The sequence below is a fragment of the Stenotrophomonas sp. NPDC077461 genome (assembly GCF_049545475.1).
In the GTDB taxonomy this organism is placed as follows: Bacteria; Pseudomonadota; Gammaproteobacteria; order Xanthomonadales; family Xanthomonadaceae; genus Stenotrophomonas; species Stenotrophomonas nematodicola.
This window is the reverse complement of the sequence record NZ_JBMWDO010000006.1, coordinates 17,900-42,241: the sequence shown is the minus strand read 5'-3', so window position 1 is coordinate 42,241 and position 24,342 is coordinate 17,900. Positions and strand designations below refer to the sequence as shown.

The window sequence follows — 24,342 nt, the reverse complement described above, 5'->3', positions numbered from 1 at the left end:
GGACTAGTATTGCCTCAAAGGCAGCCGCCCGTGGGGTCGTGCTGGGGTGGAAACTTCATTCTAGGGAGATCAGGCCGCATGCGTACCCGGATCGCCCGCTGGGTGCTGATGCTGGCCGTCGTGCTGGGCGTGCCGGCGCCGCTCTCCGCTGCAGGCAACCCGGCCCTGGCGCCGACGGTACCGCCGCGCCAGAGCGAGTGGCTTGAGCGGCACCCTACCATCATCCTTGGCCTGTACGACAGCGGCTGGCCGCCCTTTGAGGCCATCGAGGAGGGCAAGCCGGTCGGCCTGGGCTACGACTACCTGCAGGCGGTGGCCGAGCGCCTGGGCGTGACGGTGCAGGTCCGCCTGTATCGCAATTGGACCGAGGTGCTGGATGCGGCATGCCGGGGCGAGGTCGACGTGGTGATGAACGTCGCGCTGACGGCCGACCGCACCCGCTGCATGGTCTACACCCGGGCCTACCTGGATGCACCGCTGGCGCTGGTGGCGCGCCCGGATGACACCCGCACCTCCACCGACCCGGACCTGCGCGGCCTGCGCGTGGTGACCGAAGAGGCCTTCGTGACCAGCGATCAGGTGCGTGCCCGCTTCCCGGCCGCCCGCCAGGTGAGCGCGGCCAACACCGCCGGGGCGCTGACGATGGTGACCCGGGGCGAGGCGGATGTGTACATAGGAAACGCCTATGTCGCTGCGGCGGTGATCGAGCAGGAACACCTGACCGACATCAGCGTGCTGCGCCCCAGCGATCTGCCGCCGGAGCGCCTTCACTTCGGCGTGCCGCATGCCAAGCAGCCGTTGGCCGAGGCGCTGGACACCGCACTGGCCAGCCTCGGCCAGGCCGAACGCGACACGATCGCGCGGCGCTGGCTGCGTACCCCGCAATGGTCCACCCAGTCGCGGCTGATCCTGGGCAACGCCGAACGGCGCGTGCTGGCGACACCGCTTCGGATGGGGTTCGCGCCGAATGCGACACCGCTGGGATTCATCGATGCCAACGGGCATGCCAGCGGCGTGGCCGGCGACTACCTCAAGCAGCTGCGCATGGTCGGCGCCCACCTGATCCGGGTGCCCGCGCACGACTGGTTCGAGGTCCGTGAGCAGGCGCGCCGCGGCGATGTCGATGTGGTGCTCGGGATGCCCAACGACTCGGCCTACCTGGGGCCGGACTGGGTGTTCAGCCAGCCCTTCATCACGGTGCCCAACGTGATCGTGACCGCCACCGGCAGCGCGTCGGTGCTGGACGTGGCCGACCTGGACCGGCTCAGCATTCTGCTGTCCGATCCGGACCGGCTGCGCGGCTATATCCTGCAGCACGCGCCCAACGCCCGCATTGTGCCGGCGCGCAGCGCCGAGCAGGCCCTGGCGCGGCTGGCCAATGGCGATGCCGATGCCTACGTCGGCAACCTGGCGCTGGTCGACCGCATCGTGCGCGAGCGCTACCCCGCCCAGCTGCATGTGGCCGCGCCCGCCGGCTTCAACGATCAGTTCTCGCTCGCGGTCAAACGCCAGTACGCCCCGCTGGCCACCACGTTCGACCGCGTGCTGGTGAACATGACCCCGCGCGAACACGAGGCCATCCGCAACGACTGGCTGTCGGCCGAGTACCGCAGCGGCATCGACTGGCGCGACGCGGTGCGCTGGGCGGTGCCGATCGCGCTGATCCTGCTCACCGCGCTGCTGGTGCATGGCTGGGGCTACCTGCGCCTGCGCCGCGAAGTGGCCACGCGCCGGCGTGTGGAGCAGCGGCTCGCCGAGGTGACCGACAACCTGCCCGCCATTGTCTACCAGGCCCGCCGCGGTGCCGACGGGCGCCTGTCGCTGCCCTACATCGTGGGTGACATGGAAGCGATGTTCGGCCTGAGCGCGGCCGAGGCGATGGCCGACGAGAGCCGGGTGATGGCCCAGCTCGACGCGCAGGACCGCCCGCGCGTACTGCAGGTGCTGGAGCGCGCCGCGCTCGACTTCACCGGGCTGGATATGGAGTTCCGCACCTACCCGCGCGGCGTGCTGCACTGGATCCGCGCCCGCGCGCTGCCGTATGCCGCCGAGGATGGCGCGGTGCTGTGGAGCGGGTACTGGGTGGATGTCACCGAAGCCCGTGCGCAGGCCGACGCTTTGGCCGACGCCAAGGCCGCTGCCGAACGCGCCACGGCGGCCAAGGCGGACTTCCTGGCAACGATGAGCCACGAGATACGCACGCCGATGAGCGGCGTGCTGGGCATGCTGGAGATGCTCTCGCACACGCAGCTGGATGCCGAGCAGCGCAAGGTGATCGAGGTGATCGAGGACTCGGCGCAGATGCTGCGGCAGATCCTCGATGACATTCTGGTGTACTCGCGCATCGAGGCAGGCGCGCTGCCGCTGGAGCCGCGTCCGGTGGCGCTGCCATCGCTGCTGGACAATGTGCAGCAGCTGCTGGCGCCACAGGCCTCGGCCAAGGGGCTGCAGTTGTCGCTCCGGGTGGACGACGCGGTGGCCGCGCTGCACCTGGCCGACGGCGTGCGCCTGCGCCAGATCGCGTTCAACCTGCTCAGCAATGCCATCAAGTTCACCGAGCAGGGACAGGTCGCCATCACGCTGGACTGTGTGGAGAACCTGGACGACGCACAGCGGTTGCGCCTGGTCGTGACCGACACCGGTATCGGCATCTCCGCCGAACAGCGCGAGCGGCTGTTCAAACCGTTCGCACAGGCTGAGGTGGGCACCAGCCGCAAGTACGGCGGCACCGGTCTCGGGCTGAGCATCTGCCAGCGGCTGGTGGCGCTCATGCATGGCCAGCTGGAGATGCACAGCGTGCCCGGCGAGGGTACGCGGGTGACGGTGGAGCTGACGCTGCCGCGCCTGCCCGGCGAGGGCCACGCCGACATCGGGCGGATGCCGGTACCGGAGGTCGAACCGCTGCCGGCGGCGCTGGCGGAGCGCCGCATCCTGGTGGTGGAGGATCACCCCACCAACCAGGTGCTGATGCAGTGGCGGCTGCAGCAGCTCGGCATGGCCCACGAGCTGGCCGAGGACGGTGAACAGGCGCTGGCGAAGCTGGCGTCCACCGGATACCACCTGGTGATCACTGACTGCCGCATGCCGGTGATGGACGGGTACCAGATGACCCGCCGCCTGCGCGAACGCGAACGCGACAGCGGCGCCACCCGGGTGCCCGTGATCGCCTTGACGGCCAGTACCCTGGACGCGGATGTGCAACGCTGCCGTGAGGCCGGCATGGACGATGTGCTGGCCAAACCGGTGGCGCTGGCCACGCTGCGGCAGATTCTGCTGCGCTGGTTGCCAGGCGGCAGCGACGGCAGCGACGGCAGCGTGGATGCGACGGCACCGGTGCCGGCCGCGCTGCCGGGTGCTCTGCCCGGTCGCGCCGCCATCGAGGCCCGGTTCGGTTCCGGCCACGTGGCGCAGGTATTGATCGACAGTATGCGCGAGGCGACCGAGGCCGATCTGCTGCGCGGCCGTTCGGCGGTACAGGCGCAGGATGCGGCGGTGCTGACCGACGTGCTGCATCGCATTGCCGGTGGGCTGGGGACGCTCGGCGCCGATGCCCTGGCAGTGCAGGCGCAGGCCCTGATGGCGCAGGTGAAAGAGGTCGGAACGCCGGCCGTGGAGGCATCGCTGGCGGCCTTCGAACGCCAGCTGCGTGACTACCTGCAGGCGCTGCAGGCACAGTGAGGCGCGGGTCTCAGCGTTGCTGCTGCAGGTACTCGATCACCTGGCGGCGCCGCTGTGGATCGGCGGTGGCGTTGACCATGCGTGTACCGGGCACCACGTGCGTGGGCGAGCGCAGGAACGTATCCAGGGTCTGCTCGTTCCAGGTCAGCCCGGCCTGCTGCATCGCCGGCGAATACGGGTAGCCGGCGACACTGCCGGCGCGGCGGCCGATCACGCCGTGCAGGTTCGGCCCGAAGCGATGCACGCCTCCGGCGTTGACAGTGTGGCAACCGGCGCAGATCGCGAACGCGCGCTGCAGTGCCTGCTGGTGCACCTGTTCGGGCGTCTGCGGCGCGCGCGCGCAGGCGGCCAGCCACAGGCTGGCCACGATCACGCAGGAAAGACGCTTCCGGTACACGTCCGGATCACATCGCCGGGTAGTTGGGGCCGCCGCCACCTTGCGGGGTCACCCACACGATGTTCTGGGTGGGGTCCTTGATGTCGCAGGTTTTGCAGTGCACGCAGTTCTGCGCGTTGATCTGCAGCTGCTCCTGGCCCTCGGCGCCGACGAACTCGTACACGCCGGCCGGGCAGTAGCGCGCTTCCGGCCCGGCGTACTCGGCGAGGTTGACCCGCACCGGCACGCTGGCGTCTTTCAGCGTCAGGTGGCTGGGCTGGTCTTCCTCGTGATTGGTGCTGCTCAGGAACACCGAACTGAGGCGGTCGAAGGTGAGCACGTTGTCCGGCTTGGGATACACGATCCGGGTGTGCTGCGACGCCGGTTCCAGGCACTCGTGGTCGGCCTTGCTGTGGCGCAGCGTCCACGGCGGGTTGCGGATGCCCAGCTTGGGCAGCAGCCATTGCTCGATGCCGGTCATCAGCGTGGCCACGGTGCGGCCCTTCTTGAACCACTGCTTGAAGTTCTTGGACTGCTTGAGTTCGTCATGCAGCCAGCTGCTCTCGAACGCGGCGGGGTAGGCGCTGAGTTCGTCGCGCTGGCGGCCGTCGGTCAGCGCATCGAACGCGGCATCAGCGGCCAGCATGCCGGTCTTGATCGCCGCATGGCTGCCCTTGATGCGGCTCGCGTTGAGGTAACCCGCTTCGCAGCCGACCAGCGCGCCGCCGGGGAAGACCGACTTGGGCAGCGACAGCAGGCCGCCGGCGGTGATCGCACGCGCGCCGTAGGCGATGCGCTTGCCACCCTCCAGGTGTTTGCGGATCGCCGGATGGGTCTTGAAGCGCTGGAACTCCTCGAACGGGCTCATCCACGGATTGCGGTAGTCCAGACCGACCACAAAACCGACCGCGACCTTGCCGCCGTCGGCGTGGTACAGGAACGAGCCACCGTAGGTGTCGCTGTCCAGCGGCCAGCCGGCGGTGTGCACGACCAGGCCCGGTTCGTGCTTGGCCGGGTCGATCTGCCACAGTTCCTTGATGCCGATGCCGTAGGCCTGCGGATCCTTGCCGGCATCGAGCTGGTAGCGCGCGATCAGCTGGCGGCCAAGGTGGCCGCGCGAGCCTTCGGCGAAGATCGTGTAGCGGGCATGCAGTTCCATGCCACGCTCGAAGTTGGGACCGTGCGTGCCATCCTTGCGGATGCCCATGTCGCCGGTGGCCACGCCCATCACCGCACCGGTCTCGTCGTACAGCACCTCGGCGGCGGCGAAGCCGGGGAAGATCGCCACGTCCAGCGCCTCGGCCTGCTGGGCCAGCCAACGGGTCACTTCACCCAGGCTGATGATGTAGTTGCCTTCGTTGTGGAAGCACTCCGGCAGCAGCGCGTTGGGCGTGCTGCGCGCGCCGTCCGGGCTGAGGAACAGGAATTCGTCGCGGGTGACCTTCTGCTTCAGCGGTGCGCCGCGCTCGGCCCAGTCGGGGAACAGTTCGGTCAGCGCGCGGGTATCCATGATCGCACCGGACAGAATGTGCGCGCCGGGTTCGGAGCCCTTCTCCAGCACGCATACGGACAGCTCGCGCCCGGCCTCGATGGCACGCTGGCGCAGCCGGATCGCGGTGGCCAGGCCAGCGGGACCGGCGCCGACGATCACCACGTCGAATTCCATGGCTTCACGCGGGGGCAGGGCGGTGGTTTCTTCGCTCATCGGGGTGCGTAACTCTTGGGTAGTGCCGACCCGGCCAAGGCCGGCGGCGGTTGCCTGGGAATCGCGCGAGGCTGCACCGCGCAACTGCTGGATCAAGCTGTCAGGGTACCGGCACGCGACGATTCCGCCTAGGTCGCCACCGGTGGCGCGGTGGGCCCCGCAGCTCGCAACGTCGGATGGTGCGCCGCATCAATTCAACGGGTGGTGGCAGCGTATGGCGCTGCGCGGCTCAGCCGGTCGCATCGAAACCGGCGTGGTAGCGCACGTCGGCATCGGGACTGTCACCGCGCAGCCGCCGCGACTGGAAGTACGCGGCGGGAATGCCGGGCAGCCGCAGGCGCGGATCGGCCTCGAAGCCGAAGCGCGCGTAATACGCCGGATCGCCGAGCAGCACGCAGCCCGCAGCGCCGCGGGCCTGCAGCGCATCGATGGCGGCCTGCATCAGGGCGCTGCCGATGCCACGGCCCTGCTGCGCGGGCAGCACCGAGATCGGGCCGAGCCCATACCAGTCGGTGCTGCCGTCGCTCAGTTCGACCGGCGACAGCGCGACGTGGCCCAGCAGCGCCGCGCCCTCTTCGGCAACCAGCGAAACCGACAGCGCACCGGACCGGCGCAGCGCATCGACGATGAACGACTCGGTGTGGCTGCTGTGGGGCGCGTCCTGGAAGGCCTCGCGGGTGAGGGCATGGATGGCGTCGATGTCGTCGGGGCGTTCCGCGCGGATCTGCATGTCCGGCTCCTCTGCTGTGACATGGGCATTGTAGGCCGTGCTGCGGCATGCCTTGGCCTGCCCCTGCGCAGGGACCACAATGGGCGCCGTGTTCCACCGCCACGATGCCCCGGGTAGCCATGTCACTGAATCCGTACGACCTGTTTGATGTCCGCTCCCTGCTCACCGAGGAGGAACGTGCCGTACAGGCCACGGTGGCGCGCTTCACCGATGAACGGGTCCTGCCGATCATCGGCGACGCGTTCGACCAGGGGCGCTTCCCCGACGAACTGATCCCCGAGATCGCGGCGTTGGGCCTGCTCGGCTCCAGCCTGCCCGAACAGTACGGCGGTGGTGGCCTCAATGCGGTCAGCTACGGGCTGATCTGCCAGGAACTGGAACGTGGCGACTCCGGGCTGCGCAGTTTCGTGTCGGTGCAGAGCTCGCTGTGCATGTACCCGATCTTCGCCTACGGCAGCGAGGAACAGCGCCTGCGCTGGCTGCCCGACATGGCCGCCGGCAAGGTGATCGGCTGCTTCGGGCTGACCGAGGCGCACGGCGGGTCGGACCCGGCGGCAATGAAGACCCGGGCCGTGCGCGATGGCGGCGACTGGGTGGTGAACGGCAGCAAGATGTGGATCACCAGTGGGCCGGTGGCCGATATCGCCATCGTCTGGGCGCACACCGAGGACGGCATCCAGGGGTTCGTGCTGGAAAAGGGCATGCCCGGTTTCAGCACCCAGGAAATCAAGCACAAGATGAGCCTGCGTGCGTCGCTCACCGGCGCGCTGTTCTTCGACAATGTGCGTGTCCCCGAGCGCAACCGCCTGCCCAATGTGCAGGGCTTGAAGGGTCCGCTGGGCTGCCTCAACCAGGCGCGTTACGGCATCAGCTGGGGGCCGATCGGTGCGGCGGTGGCGTGCCTGGACGAAGCGCTGAACTACACCAAGCAGCGCGTGCTGTTTGGCCGCCCGGTGGCCGCCACGCAGAGCGCACAGATCAAGCTGGCCGACATGGCGCGGCGGATCACCACCGCGCAGCTGTTGTCGCTGCAGCTGGGACGCCTGAAGGATGCCGGGCAGCTGCAGCCGCAGCAGGTCAGCCTGGCCAAGTGGAACAACTGCCGGATGGCGATCGACATCGCGCGTGAATGCCGCGACCTGCTCGGCGGCGCCGGCATCACCACCGAGCACGTGGCGATCCGGCATGCGCTGAACCTGGAATCGGTGATCACCTACGAGGGCACCGAGACCGTGCACCAGCTGGTGATCGGGCGCGAGCTGACCGGCATCAACGCGTTCTGAAGGCCACCGGGCCGACGGTTGGTTGGCACAGGCCTACTGGCCGCCGGCGAATCCGCTCTGGCGCCAGGCTTCGTACATCACCACCGCGACGGTGTTGGACAGATTGAGGCTGCGGTTGCCCGGCTGCATCGGCAGGCGCAGCCGGCGGCCGTGCGGCAGCGAATCGAGCAGGTCCTGGGGCAGGCCGCGGGTTTCCGGGCCGAACAGGAAGGCATCGCCGTCTTCAAACGGCTGGGTGTCATAACGCACGCTGCCGCGGGTGCTCAGGGCGAACAGGCGCTTGGGGGCAATGGCCTGCAGGGCGGCATCCAGGTCGGGATGTACCTGCAGTCGAGCGTATTCGTGATAGTCCAGGCCGGCGCGCTTGAGCTGCTTGTCGCTCAGGTCGAAACCGAGCGGCTCGATCAGGTGCAGCCGCGCGCCGGTGTTGGCGCAGAGGCGGATCACATTGCCGGTGTTCGGCGGAATTTCGGGTTGGAACAGGACGACGTGGAACGTAGGCGAGGCAGTCATCGGCGCAGTGTACGCCGCGGCTGCGAAGGTTCGCAGCCGGAAATCAGCGGACCAGCACCGAGGCGGCGGTTTCCAGGGCCAGGGCCTGCAGGTCCGACGGGCTCGGGCGCACGTGCAGGGTCGGCAGGTTGACGATCACGTCGCGGGCAACGGCAGTGGCGGCAGCGGTCAGGGCGGCCACGTAGTCGCGGTTGCCGGCTTCTTCGGCAGCCAGGGCCTGGTACTGCTCGGCGGTCGGACGGACGTCGACGGTGGCCAAGGTGGTGACGCGGCGGTTGGCGGTCAGCTCGGCGCGGTACTCGGCGATCATGCCGGCGGTCGGGCGGACTTCGACCACGGCCAGGGTGGGGATGGTGCTGTTGCGCTCGACGTTGGCCTGGGCGATCTGGTCGGCGGAGGGACGCACCTGCACGGTGTCCAGGGTGGTGATGGCCGAGGCGGCCTGCAGGTTGCCGGCAAAGGCGGTGCTGGCGGCGATGGCGATGGCAATGGCGAGGGTCTTGGTGTTCATGGCGGGTCCTGTTTAGTGTTGGTGAGCAGTGGTGTGGTAGTAAGGTAGTACACCGAATCTGGGCTTGCAAGAACAATCTGCATTTTTCTTTGTTTGTTCAGCCATCAGTCAGCTTTAGGCTGGGTTCCCCAAGGGGCACTTAGGACAAAGCAGGCTTCGTGCCAACTTTTACGTATTGATTTGAAAGGGATTTTTGGGTCGAGGTGAGTGTCCGCTGTCCGGACACCTGTCCGTTGCCGCGCCGTTCTGTCCGCGTCATCCGGCGCGGACACCGCATCGCAGCCCTAGACACCGGCAATGACTGTTGGCGGATGCCTTTAGACGGGCGCTCGCGCTAGCATCGGCCTTCACTTTCATGACCAAGGAACAGGAATGACCGTCCAACTCCGCCCGCGCGCTGCGCTGCTGGCCGTAGCCCTTTCCACCGCGCTGGGCGCGCTTGCCCCGGCACCGGTGCTGGCCAAGCCGGCTGCGGTGGCCAAGGTCGACATTCCGTTCGAAGAGTTCACCCTGCCCAACGGGCTGCGGGTGGTGGTGCACACCGACCGCAAGGCGCCGATCGTCGCGGTCAACATCTGGTACCACGTCGGCAGCAAGGACGAACCGGCCGGCCGCACCGGCTTCGCGCACCTGTTTGAACACCTGATGTTCCAGGGCAGCGAGAACCACGCCGGCGAGTACTTCGAGCCCTTCAAGCAGGTCGGCGTGACCGGCCAGAACGGCACCACCAACACCGATCGCACCAACTACTTCGAGAACGTGCCCACCACCGCGCTGGACATGGCGCTGTGGATGGAGTCCGATCGCATGGGCCATCTGCTTGGCGCGATCGACCAAGCCGCGCTCGACGAACAGCGCGGCGTGGTGCAGAACGAGAAGCGCCAGGGCGAGAACCAGCCCTATGGCCAGGTGTGGGAAAAGCTCAACCGCGCGCTGTATCCGGAAGGGCACCCGTATCACCACAGCGTGATCGGCTCGATGAACGATCTCAACGCCGCCTCGCTGGATGACGTCAAGACCTGGTTCCGTACCTGGTACGGCCCGAACAACGCGGTGCTGGTGCTGGCCGGCGACATCGACGTGGCCACGGCCAAGGAAAAGGTTGCCCGTTACTTCGGCGACATCCCGGCGGGTCCGAGCATGGCCCAGCCGAAGGTGGACGTGGCCAAGCGCCCGGCTTCCACCCGCGAAGTGATGACCGACAAGGTGCCGCAGGCGCGCATCTACCGCGCCTGGAACGTGGCCCAGGTCGGCACCACCGACATCGACCAGCTGCAGCTGCTGGCGCAGGTGCTCGGCGGCGCCAAGTCCTCGCGTCTGGACCAGCGCCTGGTGCACCAGGACCAGCTGGTGGACAACATCAGCGCCGGCGCCTACAGCTCGCAGCTGGGCTCCAATTTCATGATCGTCGCCAGCGTCAAGCAGGGCGTGGACCCGGCCAAGGTCGAGGCCATCATCGATGAGGAAATCAAGCGCCTGCTCAAGGACGGTCCGACGGCCGAAGAACTGAGCCGGGGCAAGACGGCCTTCCGCGCCGGCTTCATCCGCGGCATCGAGCGCATCGGTGGCTTCGGCGGCAAGGCCGACGCGCTGGCCGAATGCACCGTGTTCGAAGGCGACCCGGGCTGCTTCCGCAAGTCGCTGGCCAACATCGACGCGGCCACCGCCGCCGACGTGCGCGCCGTGGGCGCCAAGTGGCTGGGCACCGGCGACCACACCATCGTGGTCGAGCCGGGCGCGCGCGTGGCCCTGCCGGAACTGCCGTCGGCAACGCCGCAGCCGTTCACCGTGCCGGCCGTGGACGCCAGGTACACCACCCTGCCCAAGGGCGTCGACCGCAGCACCGGCGTGCCGCAGACCAAGACCTTCCCGGAACTGAAGTTCCCGCAGCTGCACCGCGCCACGCTGAAGAACGGCACCAAGGTGATCCTGGCCGAGCGCCACGACATCCCGGTGGTGCAGTTCAGCTATGAGTTCCCCGGTGGCTTCACCGCCGACCAGGGCCGCAAGTCCGGCACCGCCAACTTCACGATGGGCATGCTGACCGAAGGTGCCGGCGAGCGCGGCGCACTGCCGTTCGCCGATGCCGCCGATGCGCTGGGCGCCAAGCTGGACGCGTCGGCCTCGCTGGACAACACCAGCGTGTACCTGTCGGCCCTGAAGGAAAACCTGGCGCCGTCGCTGGCGCTCTATGCCGACATGCTGCGCCAGCCGCGTTTCGACCAGACCGAGATCGACCGCATCAAGGCCAGCTGGATCGCCGGCATCCGCCAGGAGAAGGTCAACCCGAGCGCCTCGGCGATGCGCGTGCTGCCGACGCTGCTGTACGGCGCCGGCCATCCGTATGCCATTCCCTTCACCGGCAGCGGCAACGAGGCCGACATCCAGGCCCTGACCCGCGCCGAGCTGGTGGACTTCCACGCCCAGTGGCTGCGTCCGGAACAGGGCACCCTGATTGTTGTGGGTGACACCACGCTGAAGGAAATCGTGCCGCTGCTGGAACGCCAGTTCGGCGACTGGAAGGCCGACGGCGCCGCGCCGCAGATCAAGGCCCCGGTGGATGTGGCACGTCCGGCACAAACCCGCGTGTTCCTCATCGACCAGCCGGGCGCCGTGCAGGCCAACCTGTTCGCCGCCCAGGTGGTGCCGTCCTCGATGGACGCCGGCACCACCCGCTTCGACATCGCCAACGGCGTGCTCGGCGGCGACTTCACCTCGCGCCTGAACATGAACCTGCGCGAGCAGAAGCACTGGTCCTATGGTGCCGGCAGCAACGCCAGCAACACCCTGGGCCAGCGCCCGTGGACGGCGCGTGCCCCGGTCCAGATCGACAAGACCGCCCCGTCGATCGCCGAGATGCAGAAGGAAATCGCCGAGTTCGCCAGTGCGGCCAAGCCGGCCACTGCGGCCGAGGTCGAGCGCATCCGCAACATCCAGACCCTGAGCCTGCCGGGCGCCTATGAAACCGCCAGCGCGGTGCTGGGCACCATCAGCGGCATCGTCAGCTACAAGCGCCCGGACGACTACGTGTTCAAGCGCAAGGCCGAGATCGAGGCGATGACCCCGGCGCAGGTGCAGCAGGCCGCGGCCACGCTCGATCCCAAGACCCTGACCTGGATCGTGGTCGGTGACCTGAAGCAGACCGAGGCACCGGTCCGCGCGCTGAACCTGGGCGAGGTCACCGTGATCGACGCCGACGGCAAGCCCGTGAAGGCCTCCGCGCCGGCCGCTCCGGTGGCCACGCCCAAGGCCCGCTAAGCCGGCCTGGAGGATCACCGCCCTGGCGACAGGGCGGTGATCACAGCCGATTCAGCCGTTTCCCGCACAATCCCCTTCGTCGTCCTGCAAGGCTTCCCGCATGCGCCATCTGCTCCTGTCCACCCTGATCCTCAGCGTCACCGCCTGCACCTGGGTGCCGATCGAACCGGTCGGCAAGACCGTCCGCGTCCTCCCGGCCGGGGCAGTGCCCAGTGGCTGCCAGAGCAAGGGCGAGGTGGTGGTGACGGTCAAGAGCAAGGTCGGCTTCTACAACCGCAACCCCCTGCGCGTGCAGGACGAGCTGGAAACCCTGGCCCGCAACGAGGCCCCCAGTGCCGGGGCCAATGCCGTTCAGGCGGCCGGCCTGCCGGCCGATGGCAGCCAGCGTTTCCTGGCCTTCCAGTGCCCGCCACGCTGAACCCTTCACACCCGGGGCGGACCATACGCCCGGGCGTGAATTCGTAAAGGTGCGGTGAAGGCGGCGCCGGCTTACAATAGCGCCCCCTTTGCCTGAGCCTTGGCGCTAACTGATGCTCTTCAAGAATGTCTCTATCGCCGGCCTGGCGCACATCGACGCGCCGCACACGCTGACGTCCAAGGAAATCAACGAACGTCTGCAGCCGACGCTGGATCGTCTGGGTATCCGTACCGACGTGCTCGGCGACATCGCCGGCATCCATGCCCGTCGCCTGTGGGACGCGGACATGCTGGCCTCCGACGCGGCCACCCTGGCGGCGCGCAAGGCGCTGGAAGATGCCGGGATCGGTGCCGACAAGATCGGCCTGCTGGTCAACACCTCGGTCAGCCGCGACTACCTGGAGCCGTCCACCGCCAGCATCGTCTCGGGCAACCTGGGCGTCGGCGATGAGTGCATGACCTTCGACGTCGCCAACGCCTGCCTGGCCTTCATCAACGGCATGGACATCGCGGCGCGCATGCTCGAGCGCGGCGAGATCGACTACGCGCTGATCGTCGATGGCGAAACCGCCAACCTGGTGTACGAGAAGACCCTCGAGCGCATGGCCCTGCCGGGCGTCACCGCCGATGACTTCCGCAACGAGATGGCCGCCCTGACCCTGGGCTGCGGTGCCGCCGCGATGGTGATGGCACGCACCGAACTGGTGCCCGATGCGCCGCGTTACCGCGGTGGCGTGACGCGTTCGGCCACCGAGTGGAACCAGCTGTGCCGCGGCAACCTGGACCGCATGGTCACCGACACCCGCATGCTGCTGATCGAAGGCATCAAGCTGGCGCAGAAGACCTTTGGCGCCGCGCGCGAAGCGCTGGGCTGGGCGGTGGACGAGCTGGACCAGTTCGTCATCCACCAGGTCAGCCAGCCGCACACCGCCGCGTTCATCAAGAACTTCGGCATCGACCCGAAGAAGGTCATGACCATCTTCGGCGAGCACGGCAACATCGGCCCGGCCTCGGTCCCGATCGTGCTGAGCAAGCTCAAGCAGCTCGGCAAGCTGAAGAAGGGCGACCGCATCGCCCTGCTCGGCATCGGCTCGGGCCTGAACTGCTCGATGGCCGAAGTGGTCTGGTAAACAGACCCCTGCGTTGACTCCAAGGGCCGGTACTTCCGGCCCTTTTTACAGGTGCGACCCGATGTCCAAGCTTCCCGGTTACCCCGCCCATCCGCATCGCGTCGAGGTGCGCCCCGGCCTGTCGATGAACTATCTCGACGAAGGCCCGCGCGACGGCGAGGTGGTGGTGATGGTCCACGGCAATCCGTCGTGGAGCTACTACTGGCGCACGCTGGTGGCCGGGCTGTCGGACCGGTACCGCTGCATCGTGCCGGACCACATCGGCATGGGCCTGTCGGACAAGCCCGATGACGCGCACTACGACTACACGCTGCAATCGCGGGTGGACGATCTGGACGCGCTGCTCCGCCACCTGGGCATCACCGGCCCGGTGACCCTGGCCGTGCACGACTGGGGCGGCATGATCGGCTTCGGCTGGGCGCTGTCGCACCACGACCAGGTCAAGCGCCTGGTGGTGCTCAACACCGCCGCCTTCCCGATGCCCGCCGCCAAGCAGATGCCTTGGCAGATCGCGCTGGGCCGGCACTGGTCGATCGGCGAGTGGATCATCCGCACCTTCAACGCGTTCTCCGCCGGCGCGTCGTGGTTCGGCGTGGAGCGGAAGATGCCGGCCGATGTGCGTCGTGCGTACGTGTCGCCGTACAACAGCTACGCCAACCGGATCAGCACCATCCGCTTCATGCAGGACATTCCGCTGGGCCCGGCCGACAAGGCCTGGTCGCTGCTCGAGCGTGCCGGCAAGGCGCTGCCGTCGTTCGCCGACCGCCCGGCGTTCATCGGCTGGGGCCTGCGCGATTTCGTGTTCGACCACCATTTCCTGGCCGGGTTCCAGGCCGCGCTGCCGCAGGCGCAGGTGCATGCCTTCGAGGATGCCGGGCACTACGTGCTGGAAGACAAGCACGAGGTGCTGGTGCCGGAGATCCGCGCGTTCCTGGACGCCAACCCGCTGTAAGGCACGCCAGGCAGTGCCGGCCGCGGGCCGGCGCCCCCAGCGCCCCGCTTCACGCCGCGATCGGTGCCTGGGGTGCCGGCGAATTGCCGTTGTCGTCCGGGTGGTCGTCGTCGTTGCCCGCGTCATCGCGCCACCGCCAGTCCGCCAGCGTCAGTGCCGGCATGCCGTGCGCGATGCGCGCCTTGTCGCACTGTGGGCTGGCCTTGCCGTATTCCCATGACGCATCCACCTCGCGGCACACGCTGGGCCGGTTGGGATGGATGCTGCAGCGCGAGTACACCCCGATCTCCGCGTCCAGCGCCACGCAGTAGACCGGCTTGGACAGGGTGCCGCGCATGCACAGCCGGTGCGGGTCCAGGACCTGGGTCAGCGCGTGGGGAACGCCGCCGGGGGTGACCTCGTCGGACTCCATCCAGTGGAAGGCCACGCGGTACTGGGTGCAGCAGGCGCCGCAGGTCAGGCAGGGATGGGGCATGGGGCGCCGGCCTTGGGCGGCAGGAAGCAGGAGGGAAGGGCGCGAATTTTCCACGCTGCCGCCCGGCGCGCAAGAATTTTCTGCAGCGGCGACAATGAACGGATGAACAGCGCCACCAACATCGCCGCCCGCCTGCCCGAGCTGGCCCGCGAGCGCCCCGACCAGATCGCCATCCGCTGCCCGGGAAAGCCCGGCCCCGGCGGCATGGCCCGTTACGACGTGACCCTGGATTACCGCACCCTGGATGCCCGCAGCCATGCGATGGCTGCCGGGCTGGCCGCCTACGGCATTGGCCGCGGCGTGCGCGCGGTGGTCATGGTGCGGCCGTCGCCCGAGTTCTTCCTGCTGATGTTCGCGCTGTTCAGGAACGGCGCGGTGCCGGTGCTGGTCGACCCGGGCATCGACAGGCGCGCGCTGCGCCAGTGCCTGGACGAAGCGCAGCCGCAGGCCTTCATCGGCATCGGCCTGGCCCACGTGGCGCGCAAGGTGCTGCGCTGGTGCCCCTCGGCGACGATCCAGGTCACTGTTGGCCGGCGCTGGGGCTGGGGCGGCACCACCCTGGCACGCCTGGAGGCGGCCGGCGCGCGCGCGCCGCAGCCGATGGCCGACACCGACGGCGAGGACGTGGCCGCGATCCTGTTCACCTCCGGCTCCACCGGCGTTCCCAAGGGCGTGGTCTACCGCCACCGCCATTTCGTCGGCCAGGTCGACCTGCTGCGCGCCGCGTTCGGCATGGAGCCTGGCGGCGTGGACCTGCCCACCTTCCCGCCGTTCGCGCTGTTCGATCCGGCGCTGGGGTTGACCTCGGTGATTCCGGATATGGACCCCACGCGTCCGGCCAAGGCTGATCCGCGCAAGCTGCATGACGCGATCGCCCGGTTCGGCGTCACCCAGTTGTTCGGCTCGCCGGCGCTGATGCGGGTACTGGCCGACCACGGCCAGCCGCTGCCCACCGTGCGCCGGGTGACCTCGGCCGGCGCGCCGGTGCCGCCGGACGTGGTGGCGCGGATCCGGCGCCTGCTGCCGCCCGAGGCGCAGTTCTGGACGCCCTACGGCGCCACCGAGTGCCTGCCCGTGGCGGTGATCGAGGGCCGCGAGCTGGAAAGCACGCGCGCGGCCACCGAGACCGGCGCAGGTACCTGCGTGGGTGCAGTGGTGGCGCCCAACGAGGTGCGCATCATCGCCATTGACGACGCCCCGCTGGCCGAGTGGTCGCAGGCGCGCGTGCTGCCCGCGGGCAGCGTCGGCGAGATCACGGTGGCCGGCCCCACCGCGACCGACAGCTACTTCAACCGGCCGCAGGCCACCGCCGCGGCCAAGATCGTCGAACCCCTGCCCGGGGGTGGCACGCGCGTGGTGCACCGCATGGGCGATGTCGGCTACTTCGATGCGCAGGGCCGGTTGTGGTTCTGCGGGCGCAAGACCCAGCGCGTGGAGACCGTGCAGGGGCCGCTCTACACCGAGCAGGTGGAGCCGGTGTTCAATGCGCTGCCGGGTATCGCGCGAACCGCGCTGGTGGGTGTCGGTGCGGCCGGACGGCAACGCCCGGTGCTGTGCTATGAACTGCAGCCCGGCGTCGCCGATTCGCCTGCGCTGCGCGAGCAGCTGCGGGTCGAAGCGGCCGCGCACGCGCACACCGCACGCATCGAGGTGTTCCTGCCGCATCCGGCCTTCCCGGTCGATATCCGCCACAACGCCAAGATCGGCCGCGAAAAGCTGGCGATCTGGGCCGCCACCCGAATGGAACAGCACGCATGAAGATCCTCGTCACCGGCGGCGGTGGTTTCCTCGGCCAGGCCTTGTGCCGCGGCCTGGTCGAGCGCGGCCACCAGGTACTCGCCTTCAACCGCAGCCACTACCCGGCGCTGCAGGCGCTGGGGGTCGGCCAGATCCGCGGCGACCTCGCCGACCCTGATGCCGTGCGGCACGCCGTGGCCGGCGTCGATGCGGTGTTCCACAACGGCGCCAAAGCCGGTGCGTGGGGCAGCTACGACAGCTATTTCCAGGCCAACGTGGTGGGCACCGACAACGTGATCGCGGCGTGCCGTGCGCACAGCGTCGGCCGCCTGGTCTACACGTCCACGCCCAGCGTGACCCACCGCGCCACGCATCCGGTGGAAGGGCTCGGCGCGGACGAGGTGCCGTACGGCGAAGACTTCCAGGCGCCGTACGCGGCCACCAAAACCATCGCCGAACAGCGCGTGCTCGCCGCCAACGATGCCTCCCTGGCCACCGTGGCGCTGCGACCGCGCCTGATCTGGGGGCCGGGCGACCAGCAGCTGGTACCGCGCCTGGCCGAACGCGCGCGCGCCGGCCGCCTGCGTTTCGTCGGCGATGGCCTCAACAAGGTCGATACCACCTACATCGACAACGCCGCGCTCGCCCACTTCCTCGCCTTCGACGCGTTGGCGCCCGGCGCGGCGTGTGCCGGCAAGGCGTACTTCATTTCCAACGGCGAGCCGCTGCCGATGCGTGAGCTGCTCAACAAGCTGCTGGCGGCAGTCGGTGCACCGGCCGTGGAGAAGTCGATCAGCTTCAAGACCGCCTACCGCATCGGTGCGGTGGCCGAGCGGCTGTGGCCGCTGCTGCGGCTGCGCGGCGAGCCGCCGATGACGCGCTTCCTCGCCGAACAGCTGTGCACGCCGCACTGGTACAGCATGGAACCGGCGCGGCGCGACTTCGGTTACGTGCCTGTCGTGAGCATTGACGAAGGGCTCACGAGGCTGAAGGCTTCATCGCGCGGCGAACTTCCCGTCACTTGCTGAACACCGCCGGTCGGTAACGATGGCAGCACGCCAATCCGGCACGCATCACGCGAGGATAGACATGCTGCACTACGCCGTAATCTTTTTCGTCATCGCCATCATCGCTGCAGTGCTGGGCTTCTCCGGCATCGCCGGCACCGCCAGCAGCATCGCCTGGGTCCTGTTCGTCGTGTTCCTGATCCTGGCCGTGGTGTCGATGTTCCGCAAGCGCGGATAGTGCGCCCCCCCGGCCCGCGCCTTCTCTCCGGCGCGGTACCCGGGCAACGCGCGTTGCCGCGCGTGACCGCGACGGCCTGGATCCTGCGAAGGATTCAGGCCGTCGTCGCAACGGCGTGCTGCAGCCCGCGCTCGGCGGCATGCCGGGCCATTGCCAGCTCCAGCAGGCGGGTAATCAACGCGGTGTAGCCCAGCCCACTGGCCGCCCACAGCTTGGGATACATGCTGATGCGGGTGAAGCCGGGCAGGGTGTTGATTTCGTTGATCACCACCTCGCCCCCGGCAGTGAGGAACACATCCACCCGCGCCAGACCGGCGCAGTCCAGCGCCTGGTAGGCGCGCACGGCGATGTCCTGGATGCGCGCCTGCGTATCCGCGTCGATGTCGGCGGGCACCACGATGTCCGCGCCGGTCTCGCTGATGTACTTGGTGTCGTACGAGTAGAAATCATCGTGCACCACCACCTCTCCGCACACGCTTGCCTCGGGTACTTCGTTGCCCAGCACCGCGCACTCGATCTCCCGGCCGCTCACGGCCGATTCCACCAGCACCTTGTGGTCGAACGACAACGCCAGTGCCAGCGCGGCATGGAATTCGCTCTCGCTGCGCACCTTGCTCACCCCCACCGACGAGCCCTGATTGGCCGGCTTCACGAACAACGGCAGGCCCAGTGTCGCCACCAGCGCGGCGTAGTCGGCGGCGGCCGCGCCGGCGCGGGTGATGCAGGCGAACGGTGCCACTGCCAGGCCGGCATCGCGGAGCAGGCGCTTGGCCATGTCCTTGTCCATCGCCACGGCCGAGCCCAGCACGCCGGAGCCGACGAAGGGCAGGTTGGCCATGCGCAGCAGGCCCTGCAGCGACCCGTCCTCGCCCAGCGTGCCGTGCACGATCGGGAATACCACGTCGATCTGCTCCAGCACGGCCGTCGGCGTGGTCGGCACCAGTTGCCGCTGCGACTGGCCGGGCAGCACCGCCACGGCGTGGCCGGAGGCGTGCAGCGCGATGCGCGACGGGTCATCGGCGTTCAGCAGGAACTGCTGCGGGTCGCTGACGTGCCACCGGCCCTGCTTGTCGATGCCGATCAGGGTCACGTCGAAGCGTTCCTTGTCCAGCGCATCGACGATGTTCTTCGCCGACTGCAGCGAGACTTCGTGCTCGGCCGAGCGCCCGCCGAAAATGATCCCGACCCGGGTCTTGCCCATCGTAGTACCGCTCCTGGCGTGCTGAAAAAAGCAAGCATGGACCCGCGCACGGTGCTTGGCAAAAAGGCAGGTGCACCCGCCGTGCGGACGCCCGCCGTTCAAGGGGGCGCGGTAGAATGCGGCGATGGCCCGTTCCCTGCTCTCTTCCCTCAAGCCCCTGGCCGGCCACGCGCTGGAAGTGGCACTCAACCGCGCCGTGGCGCTGGACCCGGACACCGGCAGCGCGCTGGGCGCGCTCGACGGCCGCCACATCGCCCTGACCCTGGAGGCGCCTGCGCTGGCGATGCGCATCGGCGTGGCCGGGCAGCGCCTGACGGTGGGGCCGGTGGATCCGACCCAGGAACCGGATCTGGCGGTACGCAGTTCGCTGGGCGGGGTGCTGGCGCAGTTGCCGTTCCTGGCCAACGCGCGGCGCGGCGGCGATGCCCCGGCAGGGCGGGTCAAGGTGGCCGGCGATGCCGAACTGGCGCGCCGCCTGCAGCAGCTTGCCAGCCGCTACGACCCGGACTGGCAGCTGCCGTTCGTGCGGGTGTTTGGCGAGGTACTCGGCGTGCAGATCGCCCTGGCGCTGCGCTCGGCCCTGCAGCATGCGCGCCGTGGCGCGTCCGACCTGGCGCACAGCGCCGCTGAATTTGTCACCGAGGAGTCCCGCGACGTGGTAGCGCGTGCTGAGCTGGAGGCCTTCCACGACGACGTGGATGTGCTGCGCGACGATGTGGAACGTTTGACCGTGCGCGTGCAGCGCATACGCCAGCGCCAGGTGCGCGCATGAAGGCGATGTTCCGCGCCAGCCGGATCGGCCGGGTGCTGCTGCGCTACCGCCTCGACGACCTGCTCGACGGCACCCCGGCCGAGCGCTGGCTGCGCCTGGCCAAGCCGTTCGTGCCGCGCGCCTCGGCCGACATCGCCGCACAGTCGCGCGGTGCGCGGCTGCGCCTGGCGCTGCAGGACCTGGGGCCGATCTTCGTCAAGTTCGGGCAGATCCTGTCCACCCGCCGCGACCTGATCCCGGCCGACGTGGCCAACGAACTGACCCTGCTGCAGGACCGGGTCAAACCCTTCGACGGCGATACCGCCCAGCGCATCGTGGAGGCGGCGCTTGGCCGTCCGGTCAGCGAGGCGTTCGCCAGCTTCGATCTGCAGCCGCTGGCCTCGGCCTCGATCGCGCAGGTGCACGCAGCCACGCTGGCCGATGGCCGCCAGGTGGTGGTCAAGGTGCTGCGCCCGGACATCGAAAAGCAGATCGACGCCGACATCGCGCTGCTGAAATCGGCCGCCGCGCTGGTCGAGCGCACCCACCCGCGCGCCGACAGGATCCGCCCGCGCGAAGTGGTGGCCGAGGTGGAGAACACCCTGGCCGCCGAGCTGGACCTGCAGCGCGAAGGCGCCAACGCCAGCGTCCTGCGCCGCAACTGGATCGACTCGGACGACCTGTACGTGCCCGAGGTCATCTGGAGCCACACCGCCGAGCGCGCGCTGACCCTGGAGCGCGTCTGGGGCATTCCGTCCGACGACATCGCTGCGCTGGACAAGGCCGGCATCGACCGCAGGGCGCTGGCCGCCAAGGGCGTGCGGGTGTTCTACACCCAGGTGTTCCGCGACAACTTCTTCCACGCCGATGCGCATGCCGGCAACATCTGGGTCGACCTGGATCCGGCACGCCGCGACAACCCGCGCTTCATCGCGCTGGACTTCGGCATCATGGGACAGCTCTCGCAGGAAGATCAGTACTACCTGGCCGAGAACTTCATGGCCATCTTCAACAAGGACTACCGGCGCATGGCCGAGCTTCACGTCGAAGCCGGCTGGATGCCCAACAACGTGCGCATCGACGAGCTGGAAGCGGCCGCGCGCTCGGTATGCGAGCCGTACTTCACCCGCCCGCTGTCGCAGATCTCGCTGGCCGAAGTGCTGATGAAGCTGTTCCGCGTCGCCCAGCGCTACCAGCTCACCCTGCAGCCGCAGCTGATCCTGCTGCAGAAAACCCTGCTCAACATCGAAGGCGTGGGCCGCCAGCTCGACCCGCAGCTGGACATCTGGGCAGTGGCGCGACCCGTGCTCGAACGCATCCTGCGCGAGCGCTACAGCCCGCGCCGGGTGATGAAGGAACTGCGCAAGCGCCTGCCGGAAATCATGACCCACACCCCGGACATGCCGCGTCTGGTGCATGCCTGGCTGAAGCAGCAGGTCGAAGGCGGGCACGAACTGTCGATGCGTTCGCAGGACCTGGTGGCCTTGAACAGCAACCTGCAGAAGCTGCAGAAGCGTGCGGTGGCTGCGATTGCCGGCGTCGGCCTGCTGATCGTCGCTGCCGTGCTGTATGGCATGCAGCCTGGTGGCTGGTATTTCGGCGATGCACCGGTATGGAGCTGGGTGAGCGGCGCGGCGGGCCTGTTCTCGCTGGCCAGTGCCTGGTGGCGGCGCTGACCGGCGCGCAGCGCACCGCCTGAATCGCCGTTGATGGCGATTCAGGCGCGCGACGGGGATAATCGGTCGGTGAACGACACCGATACCGCCCTCGATACCGCCCCCCTGCAGCTGCTGCATCTGGACGACCGCCTTGCGGTGGTCAACAAGCCTGCCGGGCTCATGGTCCATGACAGCAAGCTGGCCCGCGGCGAAGACGATTTTCTCGCCGACCGCCTGCGTGAGCAGCTCGGCAAGCCGATCTTCCTCGTGCACCGCCTCGACCGTGCCACCAGCGGCTGCCTGCTGCTCGCCTTCGACCGCGAGAGCGCCAGTGCGCTCGGCAAGTCGCTGATGGGCGGCGACGTGGACAAGGACTACCTGGCGATCTGCCGCGGCTGGCCGGCCGAGGACGCCTTCACGGTCGACCACGACCTGGACGGCGGCCCGGGCAAACCGGTCAAAAAGCAGGCCATCACCCATTTCCAGCGTGTGGCCGTGGGCGAGATCGCGGTGCCGGTCGGCGAGTTCGAGACCTCACGCTATGCGCTGCTGCGCTGCCAGCCGCAGACCGGGCGCTTCCGCCAGATCCGCCGGCATCTCAAGCACCTGTCGCATCACCTGATCGGCGACACCAGCCACGGGGATGGTCGCCACAACCGCAGCTTCCGCATGCAGGGCATCCACCGGATGCTGCTGCACGCCGAGCGCCTGCGCTTTCCGCATCTGGATGGCACCGCAATGGACGTCAGCGCCCCGGTCGATGGCGAATTCCGCAAGGCAATGGACCTGTTCGGCTGGCACACCGCCCCGTAGAGCCGGGCTCTGCCCGGCTGCGTCTCGCCCGTAAAGCCGGGCTCTGCCCGGCTGCCCCACCACCGCGTTACCGCGACTTCGGTGCGGCCGTCTCTTCGTTGACGATCGCTTCCAGGTCCTTCTGCAGGTCCACGAACAGCGGCTGCATCTTGTCCTGGACGGCGACCATCACGTTCTGCATCAGCGCCGGCGTCTTGTCGAGCAGGCTCTGCCCAGCCGAGCTCTCGTAGAACTCGGCCATCGCCAGCACGTCTTCCTTGCTGAAGGTCTTCTTGTACAGGTCCACGTACATCGGCCGCAGCTGCTGCCACGACAGCGCCTGGCGGATGGTCTGGTTGGTGCGCTGTTCGATCCGCCGCAGCTGCGCCTGCTGCGCTTCGTCGAGCTGGCGCTGCGAGGCCACCTGGACGAACTGCTGGCGCTGCATCGCCTCGATCTGCGGCAACATGGTGTCGAGCATGCTCTGCGCGCGCGAGGCGGCCAGCAGGCGGTTGATGTCGGCGTCCGACGGGGGCGCGGCGATGGCCGGGCCAATCGCAGCCAGCCCCAGCACCACGGCCAGGGCGAAACGGGTCAGGCCACGACGGGCCGGCGGATGGATCGAAAGCATGTGCGGGGCATCCTGCAGTGCATGGAACCCGGAGCATACCTCCCAGGCCGTCATCAGGCGGTAGTTTGAGGACGTTATCGGCCTCATCGGAGATGTTGCAGTCGCCCCGCAGGCGGTGCCCCCCTTACAATGCGGCGCATGGGAACCGGGCCGATCACCGTCAGCGCGCACTTGTCGATTCCGGATACGGAGATCGTCGAGCGTTTCGTGCGCGCCAGCGGGGCCGGTGGGCAGAACGTCAACAAGGTCTCCACCGCGGTGGAACTGCGCTTCGACGTGGCCAACTCGCCGTCCCTGCCCGAACCGCTGCGCACGCGCCTGCTGGCCCGGCGTGACCGGCGCATGACCGGCGAGGGCGTGCTGGTCATCGACGCCCAGCGTTTCCGCACCCAGGACCGCAACCGCGAGGACGCGCGCGAGCGCCTGGCCGCTTTCATCCAGGCCAGCCTCAGCGTGCCCAAGCCACGGGTGGCCACCAAGCCCTCGTATGGCGCGAAGCTGCGTCGCCTGGATGAAAAAAAGGGCCGCGCGCAGATCAAGCGCGGGCGCACCACACGCAATTGGGAGTGATCGCTTGAACAACCGAAGTCCGCTGTTGCCGGCCGTTCCGCCCAACATGCCGCAGGTCAAACCCAACCGCTTCCTGCGCTGGCTGGCCCGCTGCACGCTGCGCCTGGGCGGCTGGAAAGTGGTCGGCACCTTCCCGGACCTGCCCAAGCTGGTCTTCATCGTGGCCCCGCATTCCTCCAACTGGGACGGGTTCTGGGGCATGGCCGCCAAGATCGCGCTGGGCATGCAGGTCAAAGTGCTCGGCAAGGCCTCGCTGTTCTGGTGGCCGCTGTCACCGCTGCTGCGTGCCCTTGGCGTGATTCCGCTGGACCGCAGTTCGCCGCAGGGTACTGTCGAGCAGGCCGTCAGCCTGATCAAGGGCTCCGAGCGCATGTGGTACGCCATCACCCCCGAAGGCACCCGCAAGGCGGTGACCCACTGGAAGGCCGGCTTCCTGAAGATCGCGCGGATGGCCGACGTGCCGGTGCTGGCCGCGTACTTCCACTACCCCGAGAAGACCATCGGGATCGGCCCGCTGTTCTACTCCAGCGGCGACGATGCCGCCGACATGGCGGCCATCCGTGAGTACTACCGCCCCTGGCAGGGCAAGAACCGCGGCACCGTCTGAGCGCCGCCCGGCCCCGCCCGCGCGGGTGCCGGGGCGTGCACAGCCAGACGCCACGTCCGGCACATGCTGCCCACGGGCAATCGGAGTAGGGTGATCGGCTGTGGTTGTCCGCCGCCGCACCC

The 24,342-nt window shown here is 68.7% G+C and carries 22 protein-coding genes; 14 read left to right on the top strand and 8 right to left on the bottom strand.

Going from position 1 to position 24,342, the window contains the following annotated elements; translation table 11 throughout:
* Nucleotides 1-78 precede the first annotated feature (78 nt).
* Nucleotides 79-3,678 carry an ATP-binding protein gene (locus ACPEH8_RS11930; protein ID WP_423666868.1) on the top strand — a complete coding sequence of 1,200 codons (3,600 nt, stop codon included), beginning with the start codon at nucleotides 79-81 and terminating at the stop codon, nucleotides 3,676-3,678.
* 10 nt (nucleotides 3,679-3,688) lie between these two features.
* On the opposite strand, the gene ACPEH8_RS11925 is transcribed toward ACPEH8_RS11930, so the two are convergent.
* The 3 genes from ACPEH8_RS11925 to ACPEH8_RS11915 all read right to left on the bottom strand — a co-directional run bounded on the left by ACPEH8_RS11925 (nucleotide 3,689) and on the right by ACPEH8_RS11915 (nucleotide 6,489).
* The gene (locus ACPEH8_RS11925; RefSeq protein ID WP_051008582.1) at nucleotides 3,689-4,075 is read right to left on the bottom strand and encodes a c-type cytochrome; all 387 of its coding nucleotides are present in this window, start codon (nucleotides 4,073-4,075) and stop codon (nucleotides 3,689-3,691) included.
* 7 nt (nucleotides 4,076-4,082) lie between these two features.
* A complete protein-coding gene (locus tag ACPEH8_RS11920; RefSeq protein WP_262071513.1) occupies nucleotides 4,083-5,759 on the bottom strand; it encodes an electron transfer flavoprotein-ubiquinone oxidoreductase in 1,677 nt (558 codons plus the stop codon).
* Between the two features lie 229 nt (nucleotides 5,760-5,988).
* The gene (locus ACPEH8_RS11915; protein ID WP_017355525.1) at nucleotides 5,989-6,489 is read right to left on the bottom strand and encodes a GNAT family N-acetyltransferase; all 501 of its coding nucleotides are present in this window, start codon (nucleotides 6,487-6,489) and stop codon (nucleotides 5,989-5,991) included.
* A gap of 119 nt (nucleotides 6,490-6,608) precedes the next feature.
* On the opposite strand from ACPEH8_RS11915, the gene ACPEH8_RS11910 reads away from it, so the two are divergent.
* A complete protein-coding gene (locus ACPEH8_RS11910) occupies nucleotides 6,609-7,772 on the top strand; it encodes an acyl-CoA dehydrogenase family protein (protein WP_136006718.1) in 1,164 nt (387 codons plus the stop codon).
* 33 nt (nucleotides 7,773-7,805) lie between these two features.
* Here the strand turns inward: ACPEH8_RS11910 and trmL are convergent, their stop codons facing one another.
* The gene (gene trmL, locus ACPEH8_RS11905; RefSeq protein WP_017355523.1) at nucleotides 7,806-8,285 is read right to left on the bottom strand and encodes a tRNA (uridine(34)/cytosine(34)/5-carboxymethylaminomethyluridine(34)-2'-O)-methyltransferase TrmL; all 480 of its coding nucleotides are present in this window, start codon (nucleotides 8,283-8,285) and stop codon (nucleotides 7,806-7,808) included.
* A gap of 43 nt (nucleotides 8,286-8,328) precedes the next feature.
* Nucleotides 8,329-8,796, bottom strand: coding sequence for a hypothetical protein (locus ACPEH8_RS11900; RefSeq protein ID WP_136006716.1), 468 nt, complete (start codon nucleotides 8,794-8,796; stop codon nucleotides 8,329-8,331).
* A gap of 372 nt (nucleotides 8,797-9,168) precedes the next feature.
* Here ACPEH8_RS11900 and ACPEH8_RS11895 point away from each other — a divergent pair, with 372 nt between their 5' ends.
* The 4 genes from ACPEH8_RS11895 (at nucleotide 9,169) to ACPEH8_RS11880 (ending at nucleotide 14,553) form a co-directional block, all read left to right on the top strand.
* Nucleotides 9,169-12,054, top strand: a complete 2,886-nt coding sequence (locus ACPEH8_RS11895) for a M16 family metallopeptidase (protein WP_017355521.1) — start codon at nucleotides 9,169-9,171, stop codon at nucleotides 12,052-12,054.
* 100 nt (nucleotides 12,055-12,154) lie between these two features.
* Complete coding sequence (locus ACPEH8_RS11890) at nucleotides 12,155-12,472, top strand: DUF4156 domain-containing protein (RefSeq protein ID WP_136006713.1); 318 nt, start codon at nucleotides 12,155-12,157, stop codon at nucleotides 12,470-12,472.
* A 112-nt stretch (nucleotides 12,473-12,584) separates the two neighbouring features.
* Nucleotides 12,585-13,601, top strand: a complete 1,017-nt coding sequence (locus tag ACPEH8_RS11885; protein ID WP_017355519.1) for a 3-oxoacyl-ACP synthase III — start codon at nucleotides 12,585-12,587, stop codon at nucleotides 13,599-13,601.
* Nucleotides 13,602-13,662: 61 nt separating this feature from the next.
* Nucleotides 13,663-14,553 (top strand): alpha/beta fold hydrolase, encoded by an 891-nt coding sequence (locus ACPEH8_RS11880; protein ID WP_017355518.1) that lies wholly within the window; start codon nucleotides 13,663-13,665, stop codon nucleotides 14,551-14,553.
* Nucleotides 14,554-14,602: 49 nt separating this feature from the next.
* Here ACPEH8_RS11880 and ACPEH8_RS11875 read toward each other — a convergent pair whose 3' ends face one another.
* Complete coding sequence (locus ACPEH8_RS11875) at nucleotides 14,603-15,028, bottom strand: YkgJ family cysteine cluster protein (RefSeq protein ID WP_017355517.1); 426 nt, start codon at nucleotides 15,026-15,028, stop codon at nucleotides 14,603-14,605.
* 102 nt (nucleotides 15,029-15,130) lie between these two features.
* Here ACPEH8_RS11875 and oleC point away from each other — a divergent pair, with 102 nt between their 5' ends.
* The 3 genes from oleC (at nucleotide 15,131) to ACPEH8_RS11860 (ending at nucleotide 18,010) form a co-directional block, all read left to right on the top strand.
* Nucleotides 15,131-16,786, top strand: a complete 1,656-nt coding sequence (gene oleC / locus ACPEH8_RS11870; RefSeq protein WP_136006711.1) for an olefin beta-lactone synthetase — start codon at nucleotides 15,131-15,133, stop codon at nucleotides 16,784-16,786.
* Nucleotides 16,783-17,793 carry a 2-alkyl-3-oxoalkanoate reductase gene (gene oleD / locus ACPEH8_RS11865; protein WP_136006709.1) on the top strand — a complete coding sequence of 337 codons (1,011 nt, stop codon included), beginning with the start codon at nucleotides 16,783-16,785 and terminating at the stop codon, nucleotides 17,791-17,793. Before oleC ends, oleD begins: the two co-directional genes overlap by 4 nt.
* 61 nt (nucleotides 17,794-17,854) lie before the next feature.
* Complete coding sequence (locus ACPEH8_RS11860; RefSeq protein ID WP_136006707.1) at nucleotides 17,855-18,010, top strand: DUF1328 domain-containing protein; 156 nt, start codon at nucleotides 17,855-17,857, stop codon at nucleotides 18,008-18,010.
* 94 nt (nucleotides 18,011-18,104) lie between these two features.
* Here ACPEH8_RS11860 and ddlA read toward each other — a convergent pair whose 3' ends face one another.
* Nucleotides 18,105-19,211: a D-alanine--D-alanine ligase gene (ddlA, locus tag ACPEH8_RS11855; RefSeq protein WP_423666865.1), complete on the bottom strand. Its 1,107-nt coding sequence runs from the start codon at nucleotides 19,209-19,211 to the stop codon at nucleotides 18,105-18,107.
* Between the two features lie 124 nt (nucleotides 19,212-19,335).
* On the opposite strand from ddlA, the gene ACPEH8_RS11850 reads away from it, so the two are divergent.
* From ACPEH8_RS11850 to ACPEH8_RS11840, 3 genes are read left to right on the top strand one after another with little or no spacing between them, the layout of a single operon-like run.
* Nucleotides 19,336-19,983: a ubiquinone biosynthesis accessory factor UbiJ gene (locus tag ACPEH8_RS11850; protein WP_423666862.1), complete on the top strand. Its 648-nt coding sequence runs from the start codon at nucleotides 19,336-19,338 to the stop codon at nucleotides 19,981-19,983.
* Entirely contained in the window at nucleotides 19,980-21,638 is a 1,659-nt protein-coding gene (gene ubiB / locus ACPEH8_RS11845) for a ubiquinone biosynthesis regulatory protein kinase UbiB (RefSeq protein ID WP_136006701.1), read from the top strand. Before ACPEH8_RS11850 ends, ubiB begins: the two co-directional genes overlap by 4 nt.
* Before the next feature lie 33 nt (nucleotides 21,639-21,671).
* On the top strand, nucleotides 21,672-22,433 hold the full coding sequence (locus tag ACPEH8_RS11840; RefSeq protein ID WP_051008654.1) for a pseudouridine synthase: 762 nt from the start codon (nucleotides 21,672-21,674) through the stop codon (nucleotides 22,431-22,433).
* 67 nt (nucleotides 22,434-22,500) lie between these two features.
* On the opposite strand, the gene ACPEH8_RS11835 is transcribed toward ACPEH8_RS11840, so the two are convergent.
* Nucleotides 22,501-23,043 carry a DUF2059 domain-containing protein gene (locus tag ACPEH8_RS11835; RefSeq protein WP_026070966.1) on the bottom strand — a complete coding sequence of 181 codons (543 nt, stop codon included), beginning with the start codon at nucleotides 23,041-23,043 and terminating at the stop codon, nucleotides 22,501-22,503.
* 138 nt (nucleotides 23,044-23,181) lie between these two features.
* Between ACPEH8_RS11835 and arfB the strand changes: the two genes are divergently transcribed.
* Together arfB and ACPEH8_RS11825 are read left to right on the top strand one after the other, a co-directional pair.
* Nucleotides 23,182-23,613, top strand: a complete 432-nt coding sequence (gene arfB, locus ACPEH8_RS11830; protein ID WP_026070967.1) for an alternative ribosome rescue aminoacyl-tRNA hydrolase ArfB — start codon at nucleotides 23,182-23,184, stop codon at nucleotides 23,611-23,613.
* A gap of 46 nt (nucleotides 23,614-23,659) precedes the next feature.
* Complete coding sequence (locus ACPEH8_RS11825; RefSeq protein WP_229296590.1) at nucleotides 23,660-24,220, top strand: lysophospholipid acyltransferase family protein; 561 nt, start codon at nucleotides 23,660-23,662, stop codon at nucleotides 24,218-24,220.
* The last annotated feature ends 122 nt before the right edge of the window (nucleotides 24,221-24,342 follow it).

Excerpts from the sequence above, each read along its gene's own strand:
- trmL (WP_017355523.1), bottom strand. The coding sequence starts at position 8,285 with ATGACTGCCTCGCCTACGTTCCACGTCGTCCTGTTCCAACCCGAAATT.
- ACPEH8_RS11915 (WP_017355525.1), bottom strand. The coding sequence starts at position 6,489 with ATGCAGATCCGCGCGGAACGCCCCGACGACATCGACGCCATCCATGCC.
- ACPEH8_RS11920 (WP_262071513.1), bottom strand. The coding sequence starts at position 5,759 with ATGAGCGAAGAAACCACCGCCCTGCCCCCGCGTGAAGCCATGGAATTC.
- ddlA (WP_423666865.1), bottom strand. The coding sequence starts at position 19,211 with ATGGGCAAGACCCGGGTCGGGATCATTTTCGGCGGGCGCTCGGCCGAG.
- ACPEH8_RS11875 (WP_017355517.1), bottom strand. The coding sequence starts at position 15,028 with ATGCCCCATCCCTGCCTGACCTGCGGCGCCTGCTGCACCCAGTACCGC.
- ACPEH8_RS11860 (WP_136006707.1), top strand. The coding sequence starts at position 17,855 with ATGCTGCACTACGCCGTAATCTTTTTCGTCATCGCCATCATCGCTGCA.
- ubiB (WP_136006701.1), top strand. The coding sequence starts at position 19,980 with ATGAAGGCGATGTTCCGCGCCAGCCGGATCGGCCGGGTGCTGCTGCGC.
- ACPEH8_RS11900 (WP_136006716.1), bottom strand. The coding sequence starts at position 8,796 with ATGAACACCAAGACCCTCGCCATTGCCATCGCCATCGCCGCCAGCACC.
- ACPEH8_RS11850 (WP_423666862.1), top strand. The coding sequence starts at position 19,336 with ATGGCCCGTTCCCTGCTCTCTTCCCTCAAGCCCCTGGCCGGCCACGCG.
- ACPEH8_RS11895 (WP_017355521.1), top strand. The coding sequence starts at position 9,169 with ATGACCGTCCAACTCCGCCCGCGCGCTGCGCTGCTGGCCGTAGCCCTT.
- oleC (WP_136006711.1), top strand. The coding sequence starts at position 15,131 with ATGAACAGCGCCACCAACATCGCCGCCCGCCTGCCCGAGCTGGCCCGC.
- arfB (WP_026070967.1), top strand. The coding sequence starts at position 23,182 with ATGGGAACCGGGCCGATCACCGTCAGCGCGCACTTGTCGATTCCGGAT.
- ACPEH8_RS11840 (WP_051008654.1), top strand. The coding sequence starts at position 21,672 with ATGGCGATTCAGGCGCGCGACGGGGATAATCGGTCGGTGAACGACACC.
- ACPEH8_RS11880 (WP_017355518.1), top strand. The coding sequence starts at position 13,663 with ATGTCCAAGCTTCCCGGTTACCCCGCCCATCCGCATCGCGTCGAGGTG.
- ACPEH8_RS11835 (WP_026070966.1), bottom strand. The coding sequence starts at position 23,043 with ATGCTTTCGATCCATCCGCCGGCCCGTCGTGGCCTGACCCGTTTCGCC.
- ACPEH8_RS11890 (WP_136006713.1), top strand. The coding sequence starts at position 12,155 with ATGCGCCATCTGCTCCTGTCCACCCTGATCCTCAGCGTCACCGCCTGC.
- oleD (WP_136006709.1), top strand. The coding sequence starts at position 16,783 with ATGAAGATCCTCGTCACCGGCGGCGGTGGTTTCCTCGGCCAGGCCTTG.
- ACPEH8_RS11910 (WP_136006718.1), top strand. The coding sequence starts at position 6,609 with ATGTCACTGAATCCGTACGACCTGTTTGATGTCCGCTCCCTGCTCACC.
- ACPEH8_RS11885 (WP_017355519.1), top strand. The coding sequence starts at position 12,585 with ATGCTCTTCAAGAATGTCTCTATCGCCGGCCTGGCGCACATCGACGCG.
- ACPEH8_RS11930 (WP_423666868.1), top strand. The coding sequence starts at position 79 with ATGCGTACCCGGATCGCCCGCTGGGTGCTGATGCTGGCCGTCGTGCTG.
- ACPEH8_RS11825 (WP_229296590.1), top strand. The coding sequence starts at position 23,660 with ATGCCGCAGGTCAAACCCAACCGCTTCCTGCGCTGGCTGGCCCGCTGC.